This is a genomic window from Amycolatopsis samaneae (assembly GCF_039541975.1).
GTDB classification, from domain to species: Bacteria; Actinomycetota; Actinomycetes; order Mycobacteriales; family Pseudonocardiaceae; genus Amycolatopsis; species Amycolatopsis samaneae.
The window spans coordinates 158716-181359 of the sequence record NZ_BAABHG010000001.1; the positions used below are offsets into that span (position 1 = coordinate 158716).

20 protein-coding genes are annotated in these 22644 nt (G+C 70.8%); 13 read left to right on the forward strand and 7 right to left on the reverse strand.

Features of this window, described 5'->3' with window-relative positions; translation table 11 throughout:
• The first annotated feature begins 300 nt into the window (after positions 1-300).
• The 8 genes from ABD987_RS00720 to ABD987_RS00755 are packed head-to-tail and all read left to right on the forward strand — an operon-like array spanning position 301 to position 9138.
• Positions 301-1365, forward strand: coding sequence for an ABC transporter permease (locus tag ABD987_RS00720; RefSeq protein WP_345385666.1), 1065 nt, complete (start codon positions 301-303; stop codon positions 1363-1365).
• Positions 1362-2327, forward strand: a complete 966-nt coding sequence (locus ABD987_RS00725) for an ABC transporter permease (protein WP_345385668.1) — start codon at positions 1362-1364, stop codon at positions 2325-2327. Before ABD987_RS00720 ends, ABD987_RS00725 begins: the two co-directional genes overlap by 4 nt.
• Entirely contained in the window at positions 2324-3328 is a 1005-nt protein-coding gene (locus ABD987_RS00730) for an ABC transporter ATP-binding protein (RefSeq protein ID WP_345385670.1), read from the forward strand. The genes ABD987_RS00725 and ABD987_RS00730 overlap by 4 nt, the downstream gene beginning before the upstream one ends.
• Positions 3328-4344: an ABC transporter ATP-binding protein gene (locus tag ABD987_RS00735; RefSeq protein WP_345385672.1), complete on the forward strand. Its 1017-nt coding sequence runs from the start codon at positions 3328-3330 to the stop codon at positions 4342-4344. The genes ABD987_RS00730 and ABD987_RS00735 overlap by 1 nt, the downstream gene beginning before the upstream one ends.
• Positions 4337-5284: a LysR family transcriptional regulator gene (locus ABD987_RS00740; RefSeq protein ID WP_345385674.1), complete on the forward strand. Its 948-nt coding sequence runs from the start codon at positions 4337-4339 to the stop codon at positions 5282-5284. The genes ABD987_RS00735 and ABD987_RS00740 overlap by 8 nt, the downstream gene beginning before the upstream one ends.
• Entirely contained in the window at positions 5281-6987 is a 1707-nt protein-coding gene (locus ABD987_RS00745) for an ABC transporter substrate-binding protein (RefSeq protein ID WP_345385676.1), read from the forward strand. Before ABD987_RS00740 ends, ABD987_RS00745 begins: the two co-directional genes overlap by 4 nt.
• Before the next feature lie 46 nt (positions 6988-7033).
• Positions 7034-8116 (forward strand): zinc-binding metallopeptidase family protein, encoded by a 1083-nt coding sequence (locus tag ABD987_RS00750; protein ID WP_345385678.1) that lies wholly within the window; start codon positions 7034-7036, stop codon positions 8114-8116.
• Positions 8113-9138 carry a LysR family transcriptional regulator gene (locus ABD987_RS00755; RefSeq protein ID WP_345385680.1) on the forward strand — a complete coding sequence of 342 codons (1026 nt, stop codon included), beginning with the start codon at positions 8113-8115 and terminating at the stop codon, positions 9136-9138. Before ABD987_RS00750 ends, ABD987_RS00755 begins: the two co-directional genes overlap by 4 nt.
• 37 nt (positions 9139-9175) lie before the next feature.
• Here ABD987_RS00755 and ABD987_RS00760 read toward each other — a convergent pair whose 3' ends face one another.
• A complete protein-coding gene (locus ABD987_RS00760; protein ID WP_345385682.1) occupies positions 9176-9484 on the reverse strand; it encodes a hypothetical protein in 309 nt (102 codons plus the stop codon).
• 282 nt (positions 9485-9766) lie between these two features.
• On the opposite strand from ABD987_RS00760, the gene ABD987_RS00765 reads away from it, so the two are divergent.
• A complete protein-coding gene (locus ABD987_RS00765; protein WP_345385684.1) occupies positions 9767-11905 on the forward strand; it encodes a putative bifunctional diguanylate cyclase/phosphodiesterase in 2139 nt (712 codons plus the stop codon).
• Between the two features lie 30 nt (positions 11906-11935).
• Here ABD987_RS00765 and ABD987_RS00770 read toward each other — a convergent pair whose 3' ends face one another.
• A complete protein-coding gene (locus ABD987_RS00770) occupies positions 11936-12979 on the reverse strand; it encodes an alpha/beta hydrolase (protein ID WP_345385686.1) in 1044 nt (347 codons plus the stop codon).
• Between the two features lie 307 nt (positions 12980-13286).
• Between ABD987_RS00770 and ABD987_RS00775 the strand changes: the two genes are divergently transcribed.
• Positions 13287-14105, forward strand: coding sequence for an SAM-dependent methyltransferase (locus tag ABD987_RS00775; RefSeq protein ID WP_345385688.1), 819 nt, complete (start codon positions 13287-13289; stop codon positions 14103-14105).
• Positions 14106-14109: 4 nt separating this feature from the next.
• On the opposite strand, the gene ABD987_RS00780 is transcribed toward ABD987_RS00775, so the two are convergent.
• On the reverse strand, positions 14110-14667 hold the full coding sequence (locus ABD987_RS00780) for a hypothetical protein (RefSeq protein ID WP_345385690.1): 558 nt from the start codon (positions 14665-14667) through the stop codon (positions 14110-14112).
• 257 nt (positions 14668-14924) lie between these two features.
• Between ABD987_RS00780 and ABD987_RS00785 the strand changes: the two genes are divergently transcribed.
• The 3 genes from ABD987_RS00785 (at position 14925) to ABD987_RS00795 (ending at position 17135) form a co-directional block, all read left to right on the forward strand.
• Positions 14925-15506 carry a hypothetical protein gene (locus tag ABD987_RS00785; RefSeq protein ID WP_345385692.1) on the forward strand — a complete coding sequence of 194 codons (582 nt, stop codon included), beginning with the start codon at positions 14925-14927 and terminating at the stop codon, positions 15504-15506.
• A 3-nt stretch (positions 15507-15509) separates the two neighbouring features.
• Positions 15510-16547, forward strand: a complete 1038-nt coding sequence (locus ABD987_RS00790; RefSeq protein ID WP_345385694.1) for a hypothetical protein — start codon at positions 15510-15512, stop codon at positions 16545-16547.
• Positions 16548-16625: 78 nt separating this feature from the next.
• A complete protein-coding gene (locus tag ABD987_RS00795; RefSeq protein ID WP_345385697.1) occupies positions 16626-17135 on the forward strand; it encodes a hypothetical protein in 510 nt (169 codons plus the stop codon).
• Here ABD987_RS00795 and ABD987_RS00800 read toward each other — a convergent pair.
• From ABD987_RS00800 to ABD987_RS00815, 4 genes are read right to left on the reverse strand one after another with little or no spacing between them, the layout of a single operon-like run.
• A complete protein-coding gene (locus ABD987_RS00800) occupies positions 17121-18899 on the reverse strand; it encodes a dipeptide ABC transporter ATP-binding protein (protein ID WP_345385699.1) in 1779 nt (592 codons plus the stop codon). The genes ABD987_RS00795 and ABD987_RS00800 overlap by 15 nt on opposite strands.
• Entirely contained in the window at positions 18896-20575 is a 1680-nt protein-coding gene (locus ABD987_RS00805) for an ABC transporter substrate-binding protein (protein ID WP_345385701.1), read from the reverse strand. The genes ABD987_RS00800 and ABD987_RS00805 overlap by 4 nt, the downstream gene beginning before the upstream one ends.
• Before the next feature lie 11 nt (positions 20576-20586).
• Entirely contained in the window at positions 20587-21582 is a 996-nt protein-coding gene (locus ABD987_RS00810; protein WP_345385703.1) for an ABC transporter permease, read from the reverse strand.
• Positions 21582-22520 (reverse strand): ABC transporter permease, encoded by a 939-nt coding sequence (locus ABD987_RS00815; protein ID WP_345385705.1) that lies wholly within the window; start codon positions 22518-22520, stop codon positions 21582-21584. The genes ABD987_RS00810 and ABD987_RS00815 overlap by 1 nt, the downstream gene beginning before the upstream one ends.
• Positions 22521-22644 lie beyond the last annotated feature (124 nt).

The following is a 22644-nucleotide window of genomic DNA, read 5'->3' on the forward strand; positions in this document are numbered from 1 at the left end:
TTCCGGTCACGACACGGGGCCGGGGCCGCGCCATGGATGCCCCGAACGCTCCGTTCACGACGAAACCTCGGTACGGCCGGGCAAAAACCGATGAAGCGGACAGTTCGTATTACGAACTCTTCGGCCTGATCGGAATCAACGAAACATTCGGTCACCCGAGTGTTCGATTCCGCCCCTATCAGTAACGAAACGGTCAGCCCATTAGCTAACCTTATCGAACGCGATGCCGGTCTTCTTGCCGGAAAACGTACACATTCTCTAGTTTTTGCCAACAGGGACGGTGGACGAGGGGGTGGCCGGATGACCGAACCTCGTCAGGCGCGACCGGCGGCCGCCGTCACGCGGGCGGCGCCGAGGCCGTTCGAGACCGGCAGGGCCCTGGGCGGAGGAGGGCCGTGGCGGCGAGGTCTGCGCGCCCTGTGCCGCAGTCCCCGGGTCATGGTGTCGGCGGCGATCCTGGCGGCGATCGTGGTGCTGTGCCTGCTGGCGCCCCTGTATGCCGACCACGTCTCCGGCACCGATCCGTTCGTGGCCAACCCGGTCGGCAGCACGGTGCTCGACGACGGAACCGAGATGCCGCTGCTGCAACCCGCTTCGCGCGGTGTCGGTGTGCTGCCGATCGGGCCGACCTGGCAGGCGCACTTCCTGCTCGGCGCGGACGGTTCCGGCCGGGATGTCGCGGCCCGGATCCTTTACGGCGGACGGAACACGCTGCTGATCGGGCTGCTCGCCGGTGCGCTCGCCTGTGCCGGGGGCCTGCTGGTCGGGCTGCTCGCCGGCTACGTCGGCGGCGTCGTCGACGGGGTGCTGTCCAGGGCACTGGACGTCGTGTGGGCGTTCCCGGTCCTGATGCTGGCGATCTCGATCTCCGCGATCAGCTTCACCTCCGGGATCAGCCTCGGCTTCGTCCGGGTCGGCTCCGGCAGTCTCGCACTGCCGATCCTGATCATCGGCGTGGTGTACGTGCCGTATGTCGCCCGGCCGGTGCGTGGCGCGGTGCTGTCGGTGCGCACCGCGGACTACGTCCACGCCGCGACCTCCTACGGCGCCGGGCACGGCCGGATCATCCGCCGGGAAATCCTGCCGAACGTGCTCTCCCGGGTGCTCGTGCTGTTCCCGTTGATGGTGGCGACCGCGATGCTGCTGGAGTCGGGGTTGTCCTTTCTCGGCATCGGCGTGCACCCGCCGGCCGCCAGCTGGGGCACGATCATCGAGGACGGCACCCAGCTGCTGCGCAACCGCCCGCTGATGGCGATCGTGCCCGGCGCGCTGCTCGCCACCACCGTGTGCGTGCTCAACGTGCTCGGCGACGCGATCCGGGACACCTTCGACCCGAAGGCCGAGCCGCGGGCGCGTGTCCGGTGATCGCCTACGTCGCGCGCCGGCTGGTCGCCGCGGCCGGGGTGCTGATCGCGGTGAGCGTCCTGGTGTTCCTGATCTTCTTCAAGACGCCGGGCGTCGACCCGGCGAAGCAGATCGCGGGCAAGCAGGCGACGCCGCAGGTGATCGCCCAGATCCGGGCCGACTTCGGCATGGACAAGCCGTTGCCGGTGCAGTACCTCGACATGATGAGGCGGCTGGTCATCGACCGCGATCTGGTCTCCTACACCGATCGTGGCCCGGTACTCCCCCGGGTGGCCAAGACGATCCCGGTCACGCTGTCCCTGGTCGGCGGGGCCGCGGTGATCTGGGTGCTGCTCGCGCTCGGCGCGGGCACCCTCGCCGCGGTCTTCCGCGGCAGGCTGGTGGATCCGCTGCTGATGGGCCTCGGACTGGTCGGGATCTCGCTCCCGGTGTTCTGGCTCGGCGGCGTCGTCAACCTGCTCACCCAGGGCACGCTGCATCACAGCCTGTTCGGCTGGCTGCCCGAACTCGGCTACACGCCGATCACCGTGAACCCGGCGAAATGGTTCGGGCAGCTGCTGTTCCCGTGGATCACGCTGGCGATCGGCATGGCCGGGCTGTACGCGCGGGTGCTGCGGGCCGACCTGATCGAGGTCGACCGGTCCGACTTCGTGCTCACCGCGCGGGCGAAAGGGCTTTCCGAGTCACGGGTGCTGCTCCGGCACATGCTGCGGAACTCGCTCATCCCGTTCGTCAGCCTGTTCGGTCTCGACGTCGGGGCCATGCTCGGCGGGGCCGCGGTGCTCACCGAGCGGGTGTTCGGCCTGCCGGGGGTCGGCAACCTGACCTTCCACTCGCTGAGCCGGTTCGACCTGCCGGTGCTGATGGCGGTGACGTTGTACGGCGCGTTCGCGGTGGTGCTCGTGAACCTGGTGGTCGACATCGGGTACGCGGCACTCGACCCGAGGATCCGAGTGCGATGACGACGCTGGTGGTGGACGGGCTGACCGTGGAGTTCCGCGGTCCGGACGGCCCGGTGCGCGTGGTCGACGACGTGTCGTTCGAGCTGTCGGCGGGCGAAACCCTGGGCGTGGCAGGCGAATCCGGGTCCGGGAAGTCGGTCACCATGCTCGCGATGCTCGGCCTGATCCGGGACGCGGGCGCGGTCGTCACCGGCCGGGTGCTGTTCGACGGACAGGATCTCCTCGCCCTGCCGGAGAACCGGCTGCGCGACTACCGCGGCGACCGCGTCGCGATGATCTTCCAGGATCCGATGACCTCGCTGAACCCGGTGTACCGGGTCGGCTGGCAGATCGCCGAGCAGATCCGGCGGCACCGGCGGATCGGGGCGCGGGCGGCCCGCCGTCGCGCCGCCGAACTGCTCGAGCTGGTCGGCATTCCCAGCCCGGGGGCCAGGGCGCGCGACTATCCGCACCAGTTCTCCGGCGGCATGCGGCAGCGGGTGATGATCGCGATGGCACTGTCCTGCGAACCCGACGTCCTGATCGCCGACGAGCCGACCACCGCGCTGGACGTCTCGGTGCAGGCCCAGATCCTGCGGATCATCCGGGACCTCGGCACCCGGACCGGCACCGGCGTCATCATGATCACGCACGACCTCGGCGTGCTCGCCGGAATCGCCTCGCGGGTGCAAGTGATGTACGCCGGGCGCATCGTCGAACAGGCACCGACCGCGCGGTTGTTCGCCCGGCCGCGACACCCTTACACCATCGGGCTGCTCGGCTCGATCCCCCGGCTGGACCTGCCCCGGCCGGCCCGGCTGCCCTCCATCGAAGGCCTGCCGCCACTGGCGGCCGACCTCGGCCCTGGCTGCGCGTTCGCACCGCGGTGCCGCGAGGCCGAGGACCTCTGCCTCCGGCACCGGCCGACGCTCCTGCCGACGGCGGGCACGGGCCCGCCCGATCACCTCGACGCCTGTCTGCTGCGGCATTCGCCGCTCCCGGACGAAAAGAGAACGGCCTGATGCCCGAACCCGAGGTGCTGCGCGCCACCGACCTGGTCAAGTGGTTTCCCGTCCGCCGGGGCCCGCTGGCCAGGCCGGGCAGGCTGCGGGCCGTCGACGGGGTCTCGCTTTCCGTGCGGCGCGGGGAAACCCTCGGCCTCGTCGGGGAGTCCGGCTGCGGCAAGTCCACCCTCGGGCGCTGCCTCATCCGGCTGTACCGGCCGACCAGCGGCTCGATCGTCTTCCGCGGCACAGACATCAGCCGGACCGGCGGGCGCGGGCTGCGCCCGGTCCGGCGTTCGGTGCAGATGATCTTCCAGGATCCGTACGCCAGCCTGAATCCACGCCGCCGCATCGGCGATTCGGTCGCCGAGCCGCTGCGCGCGCACCGGCGGCGGGCGGCCAGGTCGGACATCGCCGAACTGCTCGCCACGACCGGGCTGCCCGCCGAACTCGCCGACCGGTTCCCGCACGAACTCTCCGGCGGGCAGCGCCAGCGCGCGGTGATCGCGCGGGCACTGGCGCTGCGGCCGAGTCTCGTCATCGCCGACGAGCCGGTGTCCGCGCTGGACGTCTCGGTGCAAGCACAGATTCTGAACCTGTTCGACGATCTCAAGGAACGCCTCGGCCTCACCTACGTGTTCATCGCGCACGACCTCGGTGTCGTCCGGCACACCTCCGACCGGGTCGCGGTGATGTACCTCGGCCGGATCGTCGAACAGGCCCCGGTCCGGGAGATCTACACCGCGCCAAGGCATCCGTACACCGCGGCGCTGCTGGCCTCGGTGCCGGTCCCGGATCCGGCGGCGGGCACGGACTGGCGGGACACCACGCTGTCCGGGGACGTGCCGAGCCCGCTCGCCCCGCCGAGCGGTTGCCGGTTCCACCCGCGCTGCCCGCGCGCCACCGAGCTGTGCCGTACGACGGAACCGGCGCTGCGTCAGGAGGACGCGGAGCACGACGTCGCCTGCCACCACCCGCTTGCCCCGGCGGCACCCGTGGCGCCGGCCGAACCGGAGGCCGCTTCCGATGACTAGCGCCGAAACCGAGCAGTCCGCCCGGCTGACCCTGCCCCAGCTCGCCGCGCTGATCGCGATCTCGGCTACGGGCTCGTTCGCCGGCGCCGCGACCGCGCTCGGCTGCACCCAGTCGGCGGTGAGCCAGCGGGTCGCGGCCCTGGAACGCGAACTCGGTGTCGTGCTGGTCCGAAGATCCCGGCAGCAACGCAGGATCACGCTCACCGAGGCGGGCGACAGCCTGGTCGGTGCCGCCGAACAGATCGGCGGCATCCTCTCCGTCGCCGTCGGCCAGGTGGAGACGATCCGCAAGGGCCTCAACGCGACCGTCCGCATCGGACTGTTCACCAGTGCGAGCGAACGGGTGATCCCGCCGATGATGGCGGCGCTGCGGCGGCAGCCGGTGGAGTACCGGATCGAACTGGTGGAACTGGACCGGCAGGCGGAGGTTTCGCGGCTGGCGCGCAACGGCGACATCGACCTCGCGTTCGTCAAACTCCCGCTCGCGGACCAGGCGCTGCTCACCGTGGAACTGCTCACCGACCCGTTCGTGCTGCTCATCCCGGACGGCGCCGACCCGGTCTCCCCCGACCGGCTCGGCGGGCTGCCGCTGATCGGCCTGCGCGGCCAGCGGGAGCCGATGGAGGCCTGGGCCGAATCGGTGGGTACCGAGCTGAACTGGGTGCTGGAGCTGGAAACCAACCACTCCGTCGAGGCGATGGTCGCCGCCGGGCTCGGCTACGGCGCCGTGCCCCGGCTCGCCCTAGGCGGGCGGACGCCCGGCGTGCGCCGGATCTCCTTCGCCGGCACCGTTCCGGCCCGGACCATCGGCATCGCCTGGCGGCGTTATCACCCCAGGCTGTCGTTCGTGCACGGCGTCCTCGAGATCATCCAGCGGGTGTGCGCCCGGCCCGCGGAGATCCTGCCCCCGATCGACGACGAGGAGGTCGCGGCCCGATGAGCCGGAATCGGACACCGCAGCTGCTCGTTTCGGCGGTCCTGCTCGCCACGACCGGATGCGCGGCGGACGACCTGGGGTCGCTGACCTCCGTCGCCCCCGGCGATCACGGGCATCAGGGCGGGGTGGAGGTGTTGCTGGCCAACGGGAACGTCGGCACCGCCGACCCGATGATCAACTATTCGAACGCGGCGTGGACGCTTTACACGGCGAGCTACGACGGTCTCACCGCGTTCACCAAGTCCGGGCCCGAGGTCGGCAGGCACGTCGCGCCGGACCTCGTGACCGAGATCCCGAAACCCACCGACGACGGTCTCAAGTGGACATTCACGCTGCGGTCCGGGATCCGGTTCAGTGACGGTCGCGAGGTTCAGCCGAACGACGTGAAAGCGTCCTTCGAGCGCATGTTCAAGGTGCACGGGCCGACGACCTCCTCCCAGTTCGACGTGCTCGCCGGCGCGCGGGAATGCCTCGACAGACCGGAAACCTGCGACCTGTCGGCCGGGATCGCGATCGACGAGGCGACGAGGCGGATCACCTTCACCCTGACCGAGCCGGACCCCGAACTCCCCGAACAGCTCGGGCAGCCACTGGCCTCGATCCTGCCCGCGGACACGCCGCCGGCCGATGTCGGCTCGGACGTGTCCAAGCTGCGGGCGACGGGACCGTACTACTGGGCGAGCTACGATCCGACCGATCGCGTCGTGCTGAAGCGCAATCCCTACTTCCGCTCCTGGTCGCCGCTCGCCGCGCCCGAGGGGTACCCGGACCAGATCGTGGAGAAGTTCGGGCTCGAACCGACCGACCAGATCACCGCGGTCATCAACGGCCAGGCCGATTTCGCCACCGACCAGCCGCCGCCGGACCGGTTGAACGAGATCAGCGTCGAGCACCCGGACCAGACGCATCTCGACCAGATCGGCCACGTCTGGTACTGGGCGCTCAACACGAGAATTCCCCCGTTCGACAACCCCAAGGCACGACAGGCGCTGAACTACGCGTTCGACCGTGATTCCGCGGTACTGCAGGCGGGCGGGCCGGGGCTGGCCACGCCGACCTGTCAGGTCCTGGTGCCGAACATCCCCGGCTATCGGCAGTACTGCCCGTGGACGGTCGATCCGGCGCCGGACGGGCACGGGCCGTGGCACGGCGCGGACATGGCGAAGGCCCGACGGCTGGTCGCCGAGTCCGGCACCGCCGGCGCCCCGGTGTCGGTCGTCTCGGGGAACAACCGGATGCACGTCGCCATGGGTGAGTACATGCAGACCCTGCTGACGAAGCTGGGCTATCGCGCGACGCTGAAACCGATGGACGAGGGACTGCAGTACCCGTTCGTCCAGAACTCCGGGAACAGGGTCGAAGTGGCGCTGGCCGACTGGTCCCAGGACTATCCGGCGCCGAGCGACTTCCTGAAGGTGCTGACCTCCTGCGCCGCGTACGTGCCGAATTCGGACGCGAGCCCGAACATCGGCGGCTTCTGCGATCCGGCCGTCGACGACCGGATGACCGAGGCGCTCCGGCTCGCCAACACCGATCCGGAGCGGGCGAACGCGCTGTGGGCCGCGGTGGACCGGGCGGTCACCGACCAGGCGCCCTGGGTGTCCATGTACGTGCCGAAGTGGGTCAGCTTCGTGTCGGCCCGGCTCGGCAACTACCGGTTCAGCGCCCAGTTCGGTTTCCTGCCCGGTGTCGCGTGGCTGCGGTGACCGCCGTTCCGCGCGCAGTGGCCGAAAACGAGAAGGAGTCGTCGGCATGACGAAAACCGGCCGTCCCCCGCGATACGCGCCCGAGGCCGACGAACTGCGCCGGCGGCTCCGGCCACTGCTCGCCGCCCGCGGGCCGTCCGGGTACGAAGCCGAGCCGGTGCGTGCCTGGGTCGAGCGCGCCCGGGAATTCGCGAAGGTGCGCGTCGATCCGCTGGGCAGCGGGCACGCGGTGGTGAACCCGGGTGGCACACCGAAGATCGCGCTGCTCGGGCACATCGACGAAATCGGGCTCGGTGTCAGCCATATCGACGAAGCGGGCAGGCTGTGGGTGACGCGCATCGGGGGCTGGGACGCCGCGATCCTTTATGGACAGCACGTCACGGTGCTCGCCGAGGGCGGCCGGGTCCCGGGGGTGATCGGCACGGCGCCGCCACACCTGACCGACGGGGACTCCGTGCCGAAAATGGACGGTGTGTGGATCGACATCGGCGCCACCGGCCGGGCCGACGCGGAGACGGTGGTCTCGGTCGGCGATCCGGCGGTGCTCGGCGCCGCCCCGGTCGACCTGCGCAACGGCCGGATCGCCGCGCCGGCGCTGGACAACCGGCTCGGCGCGCTGGCCGTCCTCGAGGCGGCCCGCGCGGCGGCCACCGCGTCGGTCACCGCCGAGGTGACCGCGGTGGCGAGCGTGCGCGAGGAAACCAGCTATCACGGCGCGCTGGGCGCGGTCCACGCGATCGGACCGGATTTCGCGCTCGCGGTCGACACGACCTTCGCCAGCGACGTCCCGGCGGCCGGAATCGAACGCAGGACCGGGAGGCACCCGCTCGGTTCCGGCCCGGTGATCGGACGCGGCGCGGTCACTGACGAACCTCTCGCGCGGACCTTGCGCATCCTGGCCGGAGAACTCGAAATCCCTTACACGATCGAGGCGTACGGCACCGAGAGCGGATCCGATGCCGACGCGATGGCGGCCGTCGGGGCCGGGATCCGCTGCGGCGTCGTCAGCATCCCGATCCGGCACATGCACAGTGCCGGCGAACTCGCCGATCCGGCCGATCTCGCCGCCACGATCGACCTCGTGACCGCGTTCTGCCTGGCGGGAGGAACAAGGGGGTCGGCGTCATGATCGACGTGGCACGACGGAACGGCTCCGGCCCGGTCGCGCTGGACGCCATCTGGTCGGACGAGAGCCGGTTGTCCCTGTTGCAGCTCGAAGCGCTCTACGCGGTGGCCAACGAGGGATCCTTCGTGGACGCCGCGGCCGCGCTCGGCTGCACGCAACCCGCGGTGAGCCAGCGGATCGCCGCGATCGAGCGACGGCTTGGCATCGTGCTGGTGCGCCGGGTGTCCGGCCAGCGGCAGGTGCGGCTCACCGACGCCGGCGCCACGCTGGTCGCCGCCGCCGAACAGGTGCGGGTCATCCTGCGCACCGCGACCCGGCACATCGAGGACATGCGCAACGGCCGGGAGCCGACCGTCCGGATCGGCGCGTTCTCCAGCGCGGCCGTGCGGGTGATGCCGCCGGTGCTGGCCGCGATCAGGGCGCGACGGCTGCCGTGCTGGATCAAACTGGTCGAGGTCGACGACGACGTCCGGCTCCAGGAACTGCTGCGGTTCGGTGAGATCGACATCGCGTTCGTCATCTTTCCCCTGCAGAGCGGTCAGGCGCACGCCGTCGAACTGTTCAGCGATCCGTTCGTTCTGCTGGCGCCGAAGAAGTCACCGTTGGCTTCGGTGCCCCGGCTCCGGCCCGCCGATCTGCGCGGCCTGCCCATGGTGTGCCTGACCAGCGAACAGTACGAGGTCGCCGCCGAGCTTCGCCGGCAGGGTATCGAGCCGAACTGGGTGTTCGACACCGAAAAGATCCACGTGGCCGAACCACTCGTCGCCGCGGACGTCGGGTATTCGATCGTGCCGCAGCTGGCTTTGGGCCAGCGGTACCCCGGTGTCGTGCGGTTCTCGCTCAGCGAAATCGTCGCGCCACGGGAGATCGGGATCGCCTGGCCACCGCATCACCCCCGGCTCGGCCTGCTGCGCCAGGTCGCCGACGTGATCCGTGCCGTGTGCGCCAGCCCGGCCGACTTCCTGCCGCCGATCGACCAGCCGGGCCGTCTTCCCCTCGGCCCGGTGGCGGTCCCGCTCCGGTGAAGACCGGGTGCGCCGAAACGCGGCGCACCCGGCTCGATCACTTCGACGGCAACGGCTGGGGCTTGTCGCCGTCCAGCAGGCCGTAGGGCGGGATGCTGTCCGGGGTTCCGGTGATGGCACCCGCCGGGTTGTTCATCAGACCGGTGACGAAGTTCGCCCCGGAGCCGTTCGGCGAAGGCAGCAGGAAGCCCAGTGTGCCCGCACCACAGGCCAGGCCGCCCGTGTGCTGAAGGACGCCTTCGGTGCGCTCAGCGCACTGAAAGCGTCCTTCAGCGCGGCCAACGCACTGAAAGCGTCCTTCAGCACCCCGCTCACCCCACGCAAGGCCACCAGCAACGCTCACCATCCCCAACGCCCTGTTCGCGACGCGGGCTTCGACCGCGACCGGTGTGTCTCGAATGCGACCTTCGGCACGGGCGGCGACCGGCCGGTCCCATCGTCACCTCATCGACTGACGTGCTGTTACACCGATGGGGCCCCTGCCACCGAGACGAAGGTGAGTAGGCTGTTCGTCCCAGGGCGGGCGCGGTGTGTGGGTGAGGACACCACGCCGAGGCCGAAAACCGGGCCCACCGGTAATCGGCACGAATGACCGGTCGAGGACACGGAGATCAGGGAGCCACGCGCCATGACCAGGCCATTACCCTCCGATGGCCAGGAGCGGCCTGCCGGGAAACAGCCGCTTCCGCCGGAGCGCGAACGCGTCAAGATCGCGCGGAAATGGGCCTATCTGGTCAGTCTCGGCACTTACATCCCGCTCCCCCACGCGGAAATCGAGCGAGAGTTCCTCGGCCTGCTCGACCGGCTGCTCGACGCGGTGCGCGGGGGCGAGCCCGCCCTCGACAGCGCGGCGGAGGTGGGCGCCGAACTCGTCCGGCTGCACTGCGTCGGCACGACGAGCCTGCGGTGCACCATGGACGTCCTCGCCCCCGCGCTGGCGCAGGCGGACGGTCTGGCCGGCGATCGCCCGCCGGAGCACGTCGCCAGAGTGCTCGGCGCGCTGGCGTCCGGATACGTGGAGGCGCTCCGCTCGGCGGCCACCGAACAGCAGAACACGAGTGACGAGGCGCTGTTCGACGCGATCCGGGAGTCACAGCGTGAGCTGCGGGCCAGCGAGGCCCAGCTGGACGAGATCTTCGTCGGCTCGCCGAGCGGCATCGCGGTCACCGGGCCCGACGGCCGGTTCGTCCGCGCGAATCCCGCCCTGCACCGGATTCTGGAGCGGACGCCTGCCGAGATCGCGGACGGCACCCTGTTCGAATTCGCCGACGAACCGGATCGGGAAGGCCTGCGGGACGGGTACCGCGATCTGCGGGAGGGCCGGATCGAGCGGCTGCGCGCACGCCCGCACCTGGTCACCAAGGACGGGGACCTGTCACAGGTCACGCTCACCGCCTCGCTCCTGCGTGGCGCGCACGACCGGTCCGGTCAGTACGTCACCATCGTGGCCGACGACGCGGAACTGACGCTCCTGCAGAACCAGCTGCGGCACCAGTTGCTGCACGACGTGCTCACCGGCCTGCCCAACCGGCAGTGCTTCGGCACGCGCCTCGAACACGTGCTCCACCAGTCGACTCCGGCGACGCTCTACCATCTCGACCTCGACGGGCTGTCGTCGGTGACCGACGGGCTCGGCAGGCGGACGGGCGACGAGCTGCTGCGGATCGTCGCGGACCGGCTCAGATCCGCGGTGGCGGACGAGAACGCGATGACCGCGCGGTTCGAGAGCGACCGGTTCGGCATCCTGATCGAGAACTCGGCGAGCACGCCGGACGCGGCCACGATGGTCGAACGGATCAACCAGGCGCTGTCCGAACCGGTCTACCTCGACGGCGCCGGGCTGGCGGTGACGGCGAGTTTCGGTGTGGTCGAAGAGTTTCCCCGCACCGCCGACCCCGCCGAGGTGCTGCGTTCCGCGGATCTGGCGATGCGGCGGGCCAAGCGGAAGGGCCCCGGCCGGTGGGAACGGTACGACCCGGTGTGGGACGTGCACGCCGGGCAGGCCGTCGGACTGGTGGCCGGTCTGCCCGGCGCGTGGGAGACCGGCGAGCTGGGCATCGGCTACGAACCGCTGGTGCGCCTGGCCGACGGCGGGATCGCCGGTGTCGAGGCGCGGCTGCGGTGGGACCACCCGGAGCTGGGCGTGCTCCCGCCGGAGCGGTACCTCGACCTCGCCGAGCGCACCGCGCTGATCGGCCCGCTCGGCGCGTGGCTGGTCGAGCGTGGCTGGACGGAGACCGCCGCCCGCGCGGACGCGGATCTGACGCTGCTGTTCCCGTGCACGCCGAACCAGCTGGCCGATCCCCGGCTGACCGCGAAGATCCGGGAGATCCTCGAAGCGGGCGAGCTGCCCGCCGGACGGTTGTGGCTCGGCCTGCCGAGCGCCGCGCTGCTCGGGCCGCGGCACGAGCTGGTCGACACCGCGCGTGTCCTCGCCGAGCTGGGCATCGGGTTGGTACTGCAGGATTTCGGCGCGACACCGGGCGAACTGGCGTTGCTGGAGGATCTCCCGGTGCGCGCCGTACGCCTCGACTCCCGCCTCGTGTGTCACGCGCTCGACGAGGACTCGCTCGTCCTCGCCGGGGCGCGGGCCACGCTCGCGCTGGTCCGCCGGGCCGGGATCACGGTGCTGGCCGGTGATCTCGAATCCGGCGCGCAGGCACGGTGGTGGCAGCGCGCGGGAGCCGAGCTGGGGACGGGCCCGCTGTTCACCGGTGCCGCCGGGCCGGTGCCCGACCTCGGCGCGCTCCTCGGCGGTGACCGGTAGGTTTCGGTGCCACGCCACCCGAAATCGCGGTCAGTGCCCGATCACGCCGTCGGCCCACCGCGTCACCGCGGCGAAGTACTCCGGCGCGTCCGGCGCGAGGTTGATCGCGTGCCCGAAGCCGGGCACCACGAAGGTGCGCAGATCCGCCGCCGGGGAGTAATACGGCCCCTCCGTGCGCAGCAGGCCCTCGGCCGTCGAGCAGTCGGTGGCGAGCGCACCGCAGAACACCGGGTCGTACTCGCCCATGACGAGCATGACCGGCACGGTGATCCCCCGGGTGACCGGGACGACGACCCCGAACGCGGCGGCGTCGACCACCTCCCCGGCCGCCACGACGTCCTTGGTCTCCTCGTCGAGACGGGCCGCGGCCGGGTTGTACGGCCCGGGTTTCTGGAAGGAGTCGTACCGGGTGCCGTCGCGGGTGGTCAGGTAGGCGGGGTCGAGCCCCTGTCGCCGGGACAGCCGGGGATCCAGCGCGACCGGGATCAGCGAGGCGAACACGGGCAGGGTGGGCACCACGTTCAGGCGATGGGTCATGTCGGTGATCAGCACACCGTCCACGTCACCGAAGGTGCTCGCCTCGATCATGTTGATGACCGAACCGAGCGAGTGCCCGCCGCTGATCACCTTGTCGAACCGCTGCCCCAGCGCGCCGGACCGCAGTGCCTGGATCACCTGGTGCGCCGCGATGGCCTGCCCGGTGGAGGTCAGCAGCGCGCCCAGCGGCCGCGAACTGCGCCCGGAGCCCAGCCGGTCCATGGCGAGGGTGGCGTAACCGGCGTCGTTCATCGCCCGCCGGTAGGAACGGACCCCGGGGGCGTCGTAGTCCCAGTACGCCCGGTTGAAGGTCGCGCCGGGGATCAGCACCTGCACGACGCGGGCGCCCTCGGGCACGCACAGCGTGCCACGCACGGTCTGCCCGCCGAGCAGCGGGACGGCCACCGGCACGGCCACCTCCCGGCAGGACGTCACGGGCGCGGTGGCCCGTGCCGGCGCGGCGAGCAGGGCGACGGCCAGCACGGTGAGCACGACCGTGCCCGCCCGGCGCGGGAATCCGCGGTGACGCCAACGCATTTCGGGAAACCTCCGTCAGTCGCGGGAAAACACCGTCGTGGGCAGACGGCGGGAATAAGAACCGGTGAAGCGGAATCGGCGGCGCGGCATCACCGGGGTGTGCCCGGGTAACGGCCATCGGCCGGGGGCCACAGATACCGGCATCGGTGCTCCATCGCGGACGCGCGGAAAGAACAGTGCACTTTAGTAACTGTTCGGCGATGCCCGTAAGTACCCGATCGGGTTGACCGAATCGGCCCCATGGCCGTCGAGGTTTTTCCCGGACCTCGCTACGCTGGACCGCCGACGAGCTGATGAGGGGTACGCGGTGACGCACCTGCCGGACTGGGTTCCGCCCGGAATCGACCTGTCGAAACCCAGCTCCGCCCGGATCTACGACTACCTGCTGGGTGGTGCCCACAACTTCGCGGTGGACCGGGAGGCCGCCGCGCAGATCGAGCGGATCATGCCGGGTGGCCAGCGCTCGGCACGGCTGAACCGGGCCTTCCTGCGCCGGGCCGTGGTGTTCATGATGGAGCAGGGGGTCCGGCAGTTCCTCGACATCGGCTCCGGTGTGCCCACCGTGGGCAACGTGCACGAGATCGCGCACCGGGCCGATCCGGAGTACCGGGTGCTGTACGTGGACCGGGACGCGGTCGCCGTGGCGCACAGCAAGCTGATCCTGGGCGACAACGACCGCGCCGACGTGCTCCGGGCGGACATGCGGGATCCGGAGTCCATTATGGACAGTCCGGAGGCGAAGCGGCTGCTGGACTTCGACGAGCCGATCGGCCTGTTGTTCCTGTTGATGCTGCACTGGGTCTCCGACGAGGACGATCCGGCCGGCCTGACCGCCCGCTACCGCGACGCGCTGGCGAGCGGCAGCTATCTGGCGATCACCCACGGCACCGAGGACATGCAGCCGCGACGGGTGCACGAGCTGACCGGGGTCTTCCGCAGGGCGCGCAGCCACGAGCAGGCGACGACGCGGAGCCACGACGAGGTACTCGCCCTGTTCGGCGACTTCGACCTGGTGGAGCCCGGCCTGGTCGGCTGCGGCAACTGGCGTCCGATGGGGCCGGGCGACATCGTCGAGGACAGCAAGTACAACGAGATCTTCTACGCGGGAGTCGCCCGCAAGCCCTGAACGGTCACCGCGGCCGGGCCGCGCCACCCGTCCCGGCCCGGTTCTTCGCGATGTTCCGTATCTTCTCGGTACGTCCGGACCCGGCCAGCAGGGCAAGCACCGGCCGCGACGCCGTCGTCTCGGCGAGGGTGCGCTGCATCCAGTCCGTGACGCCGGCCAACTCGTCCGGCGACGGCACCTTCCCGTCCTCAATGGACAGACGGAACGACCAGTCGCGGACACGGGCCAGGAGGAAGTCCCGGTCCTTCCCTGCCGCCAGCCGGTCGATCTCCGGCAGGATCCCGGCCGCCCACCGCCGGAACTCCGCGGGATCGCCGGCCTTCCTCGCGATACTGTCGACGAGCAGCACCACCGCGGTCCTGCCCTTCATCGCGATGGGGTCACGGAGAAGCACGCCCACGATCGCGCGGTCACCGGCGCGGTTCGCGGACCCGGCGGCCGTCAGGACGACGCGCCGGTACACCGACGACCGCAGTTGCTCGTCCGCGACCGCTTCGTCGACATCCACGTCGGAGAGACCGGCGTTCACGAGCAGTCCGGCCAGCTCGGCGCGCAGTGTCACTCTTCCTCGACCGTCCCCGGCAATCCCGTCGCGCCCGCCGGATTCTCCCTGACGTACTTCCCGGAGCGAGCGAGGAGGTGCCCGATCCTACCCGGGACGTTCCAGCCCCTGGCAAGGGCGGTCGCGGGGCGACGCCTGCCTTCGCGGGTTGTAACGCGCTGTCGCGGACACACGACTTCCGGACGGCAAGCCGGGGTCTCCGCTCCGATCGCCCGGAAACCCATGTCGGAGAACACTTTTCCGGAAGGCGGTTTTGTGTGTCGAAGAGTTTGGTAAGCCTGGCGGGCGGCCACCTCGTGTTCGGCGACGCCGTGTCGCGGATAGCCGAATCACTGAGCCCGCTCGGCGCCGCCGGCCGGGTCATCGCCGAGTCCTACGCCCTGGTCACCGAGATGCGCCGGATCAACCTGGAGAAGACCCAGACCGCCGATGCCAAGGAGATCACCCTGGCGAGGCTGGAACAGCGGCGCCAGGAGTCCTCCGCGACACTGCACCAGATGCAGGGGGAACTCGGCCGGGCCGACATCAGCGCGCGGTCGTTACGGGAGTGCATGGTCAACATGCAGCGGGAGACCGTCAAACCCGGGCTTCCGCTGGCGGAACGCCGCGCCTACATCGACCTGACCCAGCACTTCACCACGATGCTCGTCCAGCACCACGCCGACCTGACCGGCGGGGTCGCGGTCGTGGTCGACAAGGTGCTCAACGGCTCCGGCGCGGCAGCGCTCGCACCCCCGTCGCGCGGTTCAGAACCCCGGAAATCCGTGCCACGAAACGGTTCCCGGCAGCAGGCCGCCGGGCGGAAGGCCCAGGGTGGCGGCCGCGGACGGCGTCGGTGAGCCGTGGCGAACAACCGCACCGGCCGCGGTGGCTGTGCCCTCGTGCTGCTCGCCGTGTTCGGCGGCCTGCCACTGACGATGGTGCTCGCGGCCCCGGCGATCGCGGCCCACATCGTGCTCGGCGGCGCGCCCACGATGCTGCCCTACCTGCGGGAATGGCAGTGGGCCATGATCGGCTCACTGCTGCTGGCCCTGGTACTGGTCCGGATGGTCCTGGACCGGAAGGGCAGGCTTCGCGGTAGGTCGGTGCCGCCGGCGAAACGGTGGCTGGGCGTACTGGCGCGGGCGGGGCTGCTGCTCGGTGTGGTCAACGCCCTCGCCCTCCTGCAGCTGACCCGATCCGGACGGACCGACCACGTCATCACGGGCAGCATCTGGCCGTTCGTCCTCGACGCGCTGGCCGGGATCGCCGTGCTCGTCGCGATCGCGCGGTGGGACCGCCGCCCGGAACCCGTCACCATCGAGGAGATCCGTGCCGCGACAACGGAAGCGGACCGCGCCCTGCGCCGTGTCCGCGCCGAGAACGAGCGGGTGCGCCGTCAGGCCGAGCAGGTCCAGGCACGGCTGGCGAAACTCCGCACGCCGACCACCGGCCCCGCGAACGGCCGGGCGAAGGGAAAACCCGCCGATCGGCACTCGAACGGGATCGACGTCGGCTTCCACTCCCTGCGAATCTGCCACCGCGAGTCGTACCAGTGTGCCGACACCGCGCATCTGGCCTACCAGTCCGCGCAGTCCTCGGTCCGCACCATGTCGCACCTGGTCCGGCGCGCCCGGCTCGCGCCACGACAGTGGGTGCCGACCGGCCGCGCGGGGAGGCGGGCCCGCGCCGAACTGCGCGCCGCCGCGGCGCACCTGACCCGTTCCCACGACGAGCTGCGGGCGCGGGTCGGCGAGGGGTTGACCATGGTCCGGACCCTGAACTCGAATACCGCCGATCTCAAACACGAGATCCGCGACAGCTGCGGCAGGCCGGGGCGGCTGTGGTTCGAGGCGCTGGAGGAACGTGTCGCCGAGCGCCGAGCGCACCGCACCGGCTGAGCACCGCCGCTCTCCCCTGGTAATTCCGTCGTGTGCGCGAAGCCCGCCTGGCATGCTCGGCGGCGGAGGGAGGTGCGCGTGAACAGGATCACACTCAGGACGTTCCAGCCACTGGCCAGGGCGGCCCACCTCGCCGCCGGGGGTTCGCTCGTCGGCAGCTGGGCACACGTGCCCGTGCCGTTCGGGGCCGCGTACCGGGCGATGGTCGACGCGATGGGCGAGGCCGGGGTGTCGACCGGCGGGTACCCGCCGGTGTGGGCGTGGTGGGGCCGGCTGCGGCTGTTCGACGCGACGGCCCTGTTCAACCCCGAACACGAGCTGAGCACCGGCTACGCGACCGTCGAGTTCGAGGCGCCCGCCCAGCTGGTCGTGCCCTCCGACTACGGCGTGTGGAACGACTATCTCGACGCGGTCTTCGAAAACCGCGTCGCGGCAACGGGAGTCGGCGTCCACCGCACCGCGGTACCCCTCGACGCCGAGAAGCCGACCCAGGTCTGCCTGCCCTACGTGCGGGCGAGCTGGGTCCGCGACATCCGGCCGCTGCCCACCTCCGGCTGGGACGATCTCGATCCGCTACAACCGGTGTGAGCGCTCCTCCGGCGAGCGCTGCCCGAGTTCGCGCCACGCCTCACGACGACGGCGCTGCGCCGCGGGATCGGCGACCGGCGCGGCCGAAAGCAGCCGCTGGGTGTAGGGGTGGACCGGGGCGGTGAGCACCGCCTTCGTCGGGCCCTGTTCGACCACGTGCCCGCGATGCATCACCGCGACCCGGGTGGCGAGCTGCTCGATCACCGCGAGGTCGTGACTGATGAACAGGCAGGCGAACCCGAACTCGTCCTGCAGCGAACGCAGCAGGTCGAGCACCCGCGCCTGGATGGTGACATCCAGCGCGCTCGTCGGCTCGTCGGCCACCAGCAGGTCCGGGCGCAGCGCCAGCGCGCGGGCGATGCCGACCCGCTGGCGCTGCCCACCGGACAACTCGTGCGGATACCGCGTACGCAGCGACGGCGAAAGCCGCACGGCGTCGAGCAGTTCGGCGACGCGTTTGTCCACTTCGGACCTGCGGAGCAGGCGGTGCAGCCGGATCGGGGTGGCCACGCTCTCCCCCACGGTGAGCCGGGGATTGAGCGCGGACAACGGATCCTGGAACACCACGCCGACCCGCCGCCGCAACGCCTTCGCCGCCCGCCCCCGCACGCGCGCGACGTCGGTGCCGCCGATCCGGACCGTGCCCGAGGTGGGCGGGACGAGGCCGGTGACCGCGCCGGCGACGGTGCTCTTGCCGGAGCCGGATTCGCCGACCAGGCCGAGGATCTCCCCCGGCTCCACGTGCAGGCTCACCCCGGCCGCGGCGCGGACGGCCAGCGATCGGAAGCGGCCCCGGTAGGTGACGGACAGGTCTTCGACGGTCAGCAGCGGTGACTCCGAGGGCACGTCGGGGACCGACCGGGCGGCCGGGTACTCGGCGGCGGCGTGGTGTCCCGGCACGAGCACCGGTTCGGCCGACAGCGCGCGTTCCACGCCTTCGGTGGCCACCGCGCCGAGCGAGACCACCGAACCGAGCAGCTGCCGGGTGTAGTCCTCCCCCGGCGCGGTGAAGAGCGAGGTGACATCGTTCTGCTCGACGACGCGGCCGTCGTACATCACCACGACGCGGTCGGCGAGGTCCGCGACCACACCCATGTCGTGGGTGATCAGCAGGATCGCGGTGCCGAGCCGCCGGCCCAGCTCACGCAGCAGTTCGAGGATCTCGGCCTGCACGGTGACGTCGAGTGCCGTGGTCGGCTCGTCGGCGATGAGCAGGCTCGGCTCGTTCGCGACCGCCATCGCGATCACGATCCGCTGCAGCTGACCGCCGGACAGCTCGTGCGGATACGACCGGAACCGCTGCTCCGGCGACGGAAGGCCGACGAGCCCGAGCAGCTCGATCGCCCTGCGCCGCGCCTCGGCCGCCGAAAGCGGCTGGTGCGTCCGGATGGCCTCCACCAGCTGGTCGCCGATCGAGAACACCGGGTTCAGCGCGCTCATGGGTTCCTGGAACACCATGCCGACCTCGTTGCCGCGCACCGCGCGCAGTTCGCCGGGTGTCATCGCGAACAGGTCCCGGCCCGACAGCAGCGCCCGGCCGGAGACCTCCGCGCCCGGCGGGAGCAGGCCGAGCAGCGACATCGCGGTGACGGTCTTGCCCGAGCCGGACTCCCCGACCACGGCCACGACCTCCCCGGCGGCCACCGAGTACCGGACCGAGCGGACCGCCTCCGTCGTCCCGAACGAGACCGAAACGTCTTCCAGTTCCAGCAGTGCGGCCTCGCCGACCGGCCGGGCCGACGCGGTCGGCGAGGCCCCGGTCACTGGACCAGCCCGAACTGGCGGTGGTCGGCGTAGGCCGGGAAGCGGCCGATCACGACGTTGCCGAACTTCGACCCGTGCAGGAAGGAGTTACGGGTGTAGATGAGCGGCACCACCGCCGAGTCGCCGAGGATCTTCTTGTCGAGCTCGACCCACTTCTTCGCGGCGGCGGCCGGGTCGATCGTGGCCTGCGCCTCGGTGATCAGCCGGTCGGCCTCGGGGTTGTTGTAGCGGGACTCGTTGTAGCCGCCGTTGCCGATTTCGGTCGACTGGAACAACGGCTGGATGTTGGCGTTGGCGCTCGGGATGTCGGGCTGCCACGAGGTGAGCGTCAGGTCGAAGTCCGACAGCCCCTTGGTGTCCACTTCGGACGTGTAGGTGTCCTCGTCCAGCGCCTTGATGGTGACCTTGATGCCCGCCCTGGCGAGCGCGGCCTGGATCGCGGCGGCCTTCTCCGGGAAGCTGTTCTCGTTCTTGGTCGCGAGCACCAGCCCGTCGAGCCCGTTCGGCAGGCCCGCTTCGGCCAGCAGCTGCTTGGCCTTCTCCGGATCGCCCTCGGGCTTCGTCGGGTACAGGTCGAACTGCTCGCGGCCCGCGATGCCGGGCGTGATCAGCGTGGTGGCGATGTCTCCGGCCAGCTGCGCGTTGCCCGCGCTCGCGACCTGGTAGGCCGCCTTGTTCACCGCGTACTGGAAAGCCTTGCGTACCTGGGGATCGGTGAGCTTGCCGCGCTGGGTGTTCAGCGAAAGGTAGGCCAGCGCCCCGGACTCCGAGGTGACCAGCCGGGACTTCGCCGACGGGTTGGCCTGGATCTGCGCCAGCTGCGCGGGTGAGGCGAACGAAATGCCGAACGCGGCCTGGTCGTTGCCGCTGTCGTCGATCAGCCGCTTGGAGATGACCGAGGTGTCCTGGCCGAGCTGGGTGACGATGGCGTCCGGGTTCGCCGCGCGCGTGTCGTCGGTCCTGCGGTCCCAGTGCGGATTGCGGACCAGCCGTGCTTCCTTGCCCCGCTCGTACTTCTCCACCTGGTACGGCCCGGACGTGATCGGGCGATCGCCGTAGTTCGGCTCGGCGCCCTTCCCCTTCGGCACCGGCGCGAACGCGGGCGTGCTGGCGATCCAGTTCCAGTCACCGTAGGGCCGGGACAGCTTGAAGACGATCGTCTTCTCGTCCGGGGTCTGGATCGTGTCCAGTTCCTTGCCGCCGTCGAACGGGCCCTTGTACGCCAGTCCCGGCGACAGCAGGTCCTTGTGGTAGCTGAGCCCACCCGAGAACGGGGCGGCGAACGACCGTTCGAGGCCCCATTTGACGTCCTCGGCCTTGATCGGCGTGCCGTCGCTGTACTTCAGGTTGTCCTTCAGCGTGAACGTCCACGTTTTCCCGTCGTCGCTCGGCCTGCCGGTGTCGGTGGCCAGATCGGGGACGATCGTGGTGTCCTGCCCCGGCGCGACCTTCCACGAGGTCAGCCTGCGGTGCACGAAGCTGAGCGAGGTGACCACCAGGTTCGAGCTCTTCGCCGGGTCGTACTGCTGCGAAGGCGCGTCGGAAAGCAGGTAGAGCGTGCCGCCCGGCTTCACGCTCCCGCCCGACGGCGACGGGTCGTTCGCACCGCAGGCGGTGAGCACCGAGACGGCCGCGACCGCCCCGGCGATCGCCTTCAGCACAGGTCCGCGTTTCATGGTTTTCCCTCTCACGTCAGGCGTGCTCGCGGATCGAGCGCGCCGTAGCACAGGTCGACTAGGAAGTTCACGACGGTCACGAGCACGGCGGAGAACAGCGTCACGCCGAGCAGCACGGGCAGGTTCATCGACGCGATGCCGTCGACGAGCAGCCTGCCGACGCCGGCCATGCCGAAGATCCGTTCGGTGATCACGGTTCCGGCGAGCAGGGCGCCGAGATCCACCCCGAACACGGTGACCACCGGCAGCAGCACGTTGCGCAGCGCGTGCCTGCCGATCACCTTCCGCTCGGTGAGGCCCTTGGCCCGCGCGGTGCGGACGAAGTCCTCGCCCAGCGTCTCCAGCATCTGGCCGCGGGTCAGCCTGGCGTAGATCGCGGCGTGCAGGAACGCCAGCACCAGCCACGGCAGCACGAGGTGCCAGGCCCACTGCGCCGGGTTGTCGCCGATCGGGACATACCCGGACTTGGGCACCATGTCCAGCGCGAACGCGAACACGGTGATGCCGATCATCCCGGCGAGGTAGGCGGGCATCGACACCCCGGCCATCGCGATCGTCATGGTGATCCGGTCCCACGCGGTGCCGCGGCGCAGCGCGGAGAGCACGCCGAGGCCGACACCGGTGACGAGCCAGAGCACCGCGGCACCCGCCGCGACCGAGAAGCTCACCTCGATCCGGTCGCCGATCTCGGCCAGTACCGTCACGTTGTTCTGGAAGTCGTAGCCGAAACACGGTGCCGCGCAGTGGATCGCGGCGGCGCCGGTGCCGAACGTCCGCCCGGCGAAGATCCCCGCGACGAAGTCGAGGAACTGCCGGTACCACGGCACGTCGAATCCCATGAACTCCTTGGCGAGCGCCAGGCCCTCCGGGGTGCAGGGCCGGCCGCAGGCCATCCGCGCCGGATCGGCGGGCAGCAGGTAGAACACCACGAAGGTGACGAACGTGACGATGAGCAGGACGAGTGCCATCCCGGCGAGCCGGGTCAGCGCGAAGCGGAGCGCACGCATCAACGACCCCCTCCCGACCGCGGGTCGAGAGTGTCGCGGATGCCGTCGCCCACGACGTTGAACGCCAGCGTGACCAGGAACAGCAGGGTGCCGGGGAAGATCAGGTACATCGGGTCGGTCTGGAAGAAGTCGATCGCGGTGCTGATGGTGCGTCCCCAGCTCGGGGTCGGCGGCAGCACGCCCACCCCGAGGAACGACAGCGCCGCCTCGCTGCCGATCGTCGACGGGATGCTCAGGCTGGCCACGACGATGATCGGCGCCCACAGGTTGGGAAGCAGCTCGCGGGAGAACACGTGCCACGGGCCGCCGCCCATCGCCTTCGCCGCGGACACGAAATCGCGCTTGCTCAGCGTCAGGGTCTGCGCCCGGACGATCCGCGCGACCCGGGGCCAGCCGAACAGCCCGAGCACCACGATCAGCAGCAGCTGCCGGGGGAACTCGACCGGGGCGACCGCGCCCAGCGCGATCATGAAGATCAGGTACGGGAACCCGAGGATCACGTCCGCGGTCCAGGAGACCACGCGGTCCCACCAGCCGCCGAGGTAGCCGGCGCTCGCCCCGATCAGCACGCCCAGCAGGGTGGCCAGCGCGGTCCCGCCGAGCCCGACCAGCAGTGACGTCCGCGCGCCGTGGGAGACCAGCGCGAACAGGTCGATCCCGGTCAGCGGCTCCACGCCGAACCAGTGCGCCCCGCCGATGCCGCCGAGCGGGCCCGCCGGGAGGCCGGTCGGCCCGAGGTTCCGGATGTCCGGCTGGAGACTCTGCCCCTCGATCAGGGTCAGCAGATCGGCCGCGACGGCCATGACCACGATCAGCACGACCACGATCGCGCAGACGAGAGTCCAGCGGCCGGCGCGGATCGCCCGCCACAGCGCGGCGGGGACCGAGCGCGCCGCGGTCGGCGGAGCGCCCGCGGCGGACGGCAGGGGGTCGGGCACGGCACCTACTCGGGTTCGTCTGATCGGGTGACGGACACGGACCCTAGGGAAAGAATCTTCCCGAACCCAATCCCCCAGCGACCGTCCCAGCCTTTGGACGCCGTGGTAACGCGCGCCGCCCAGG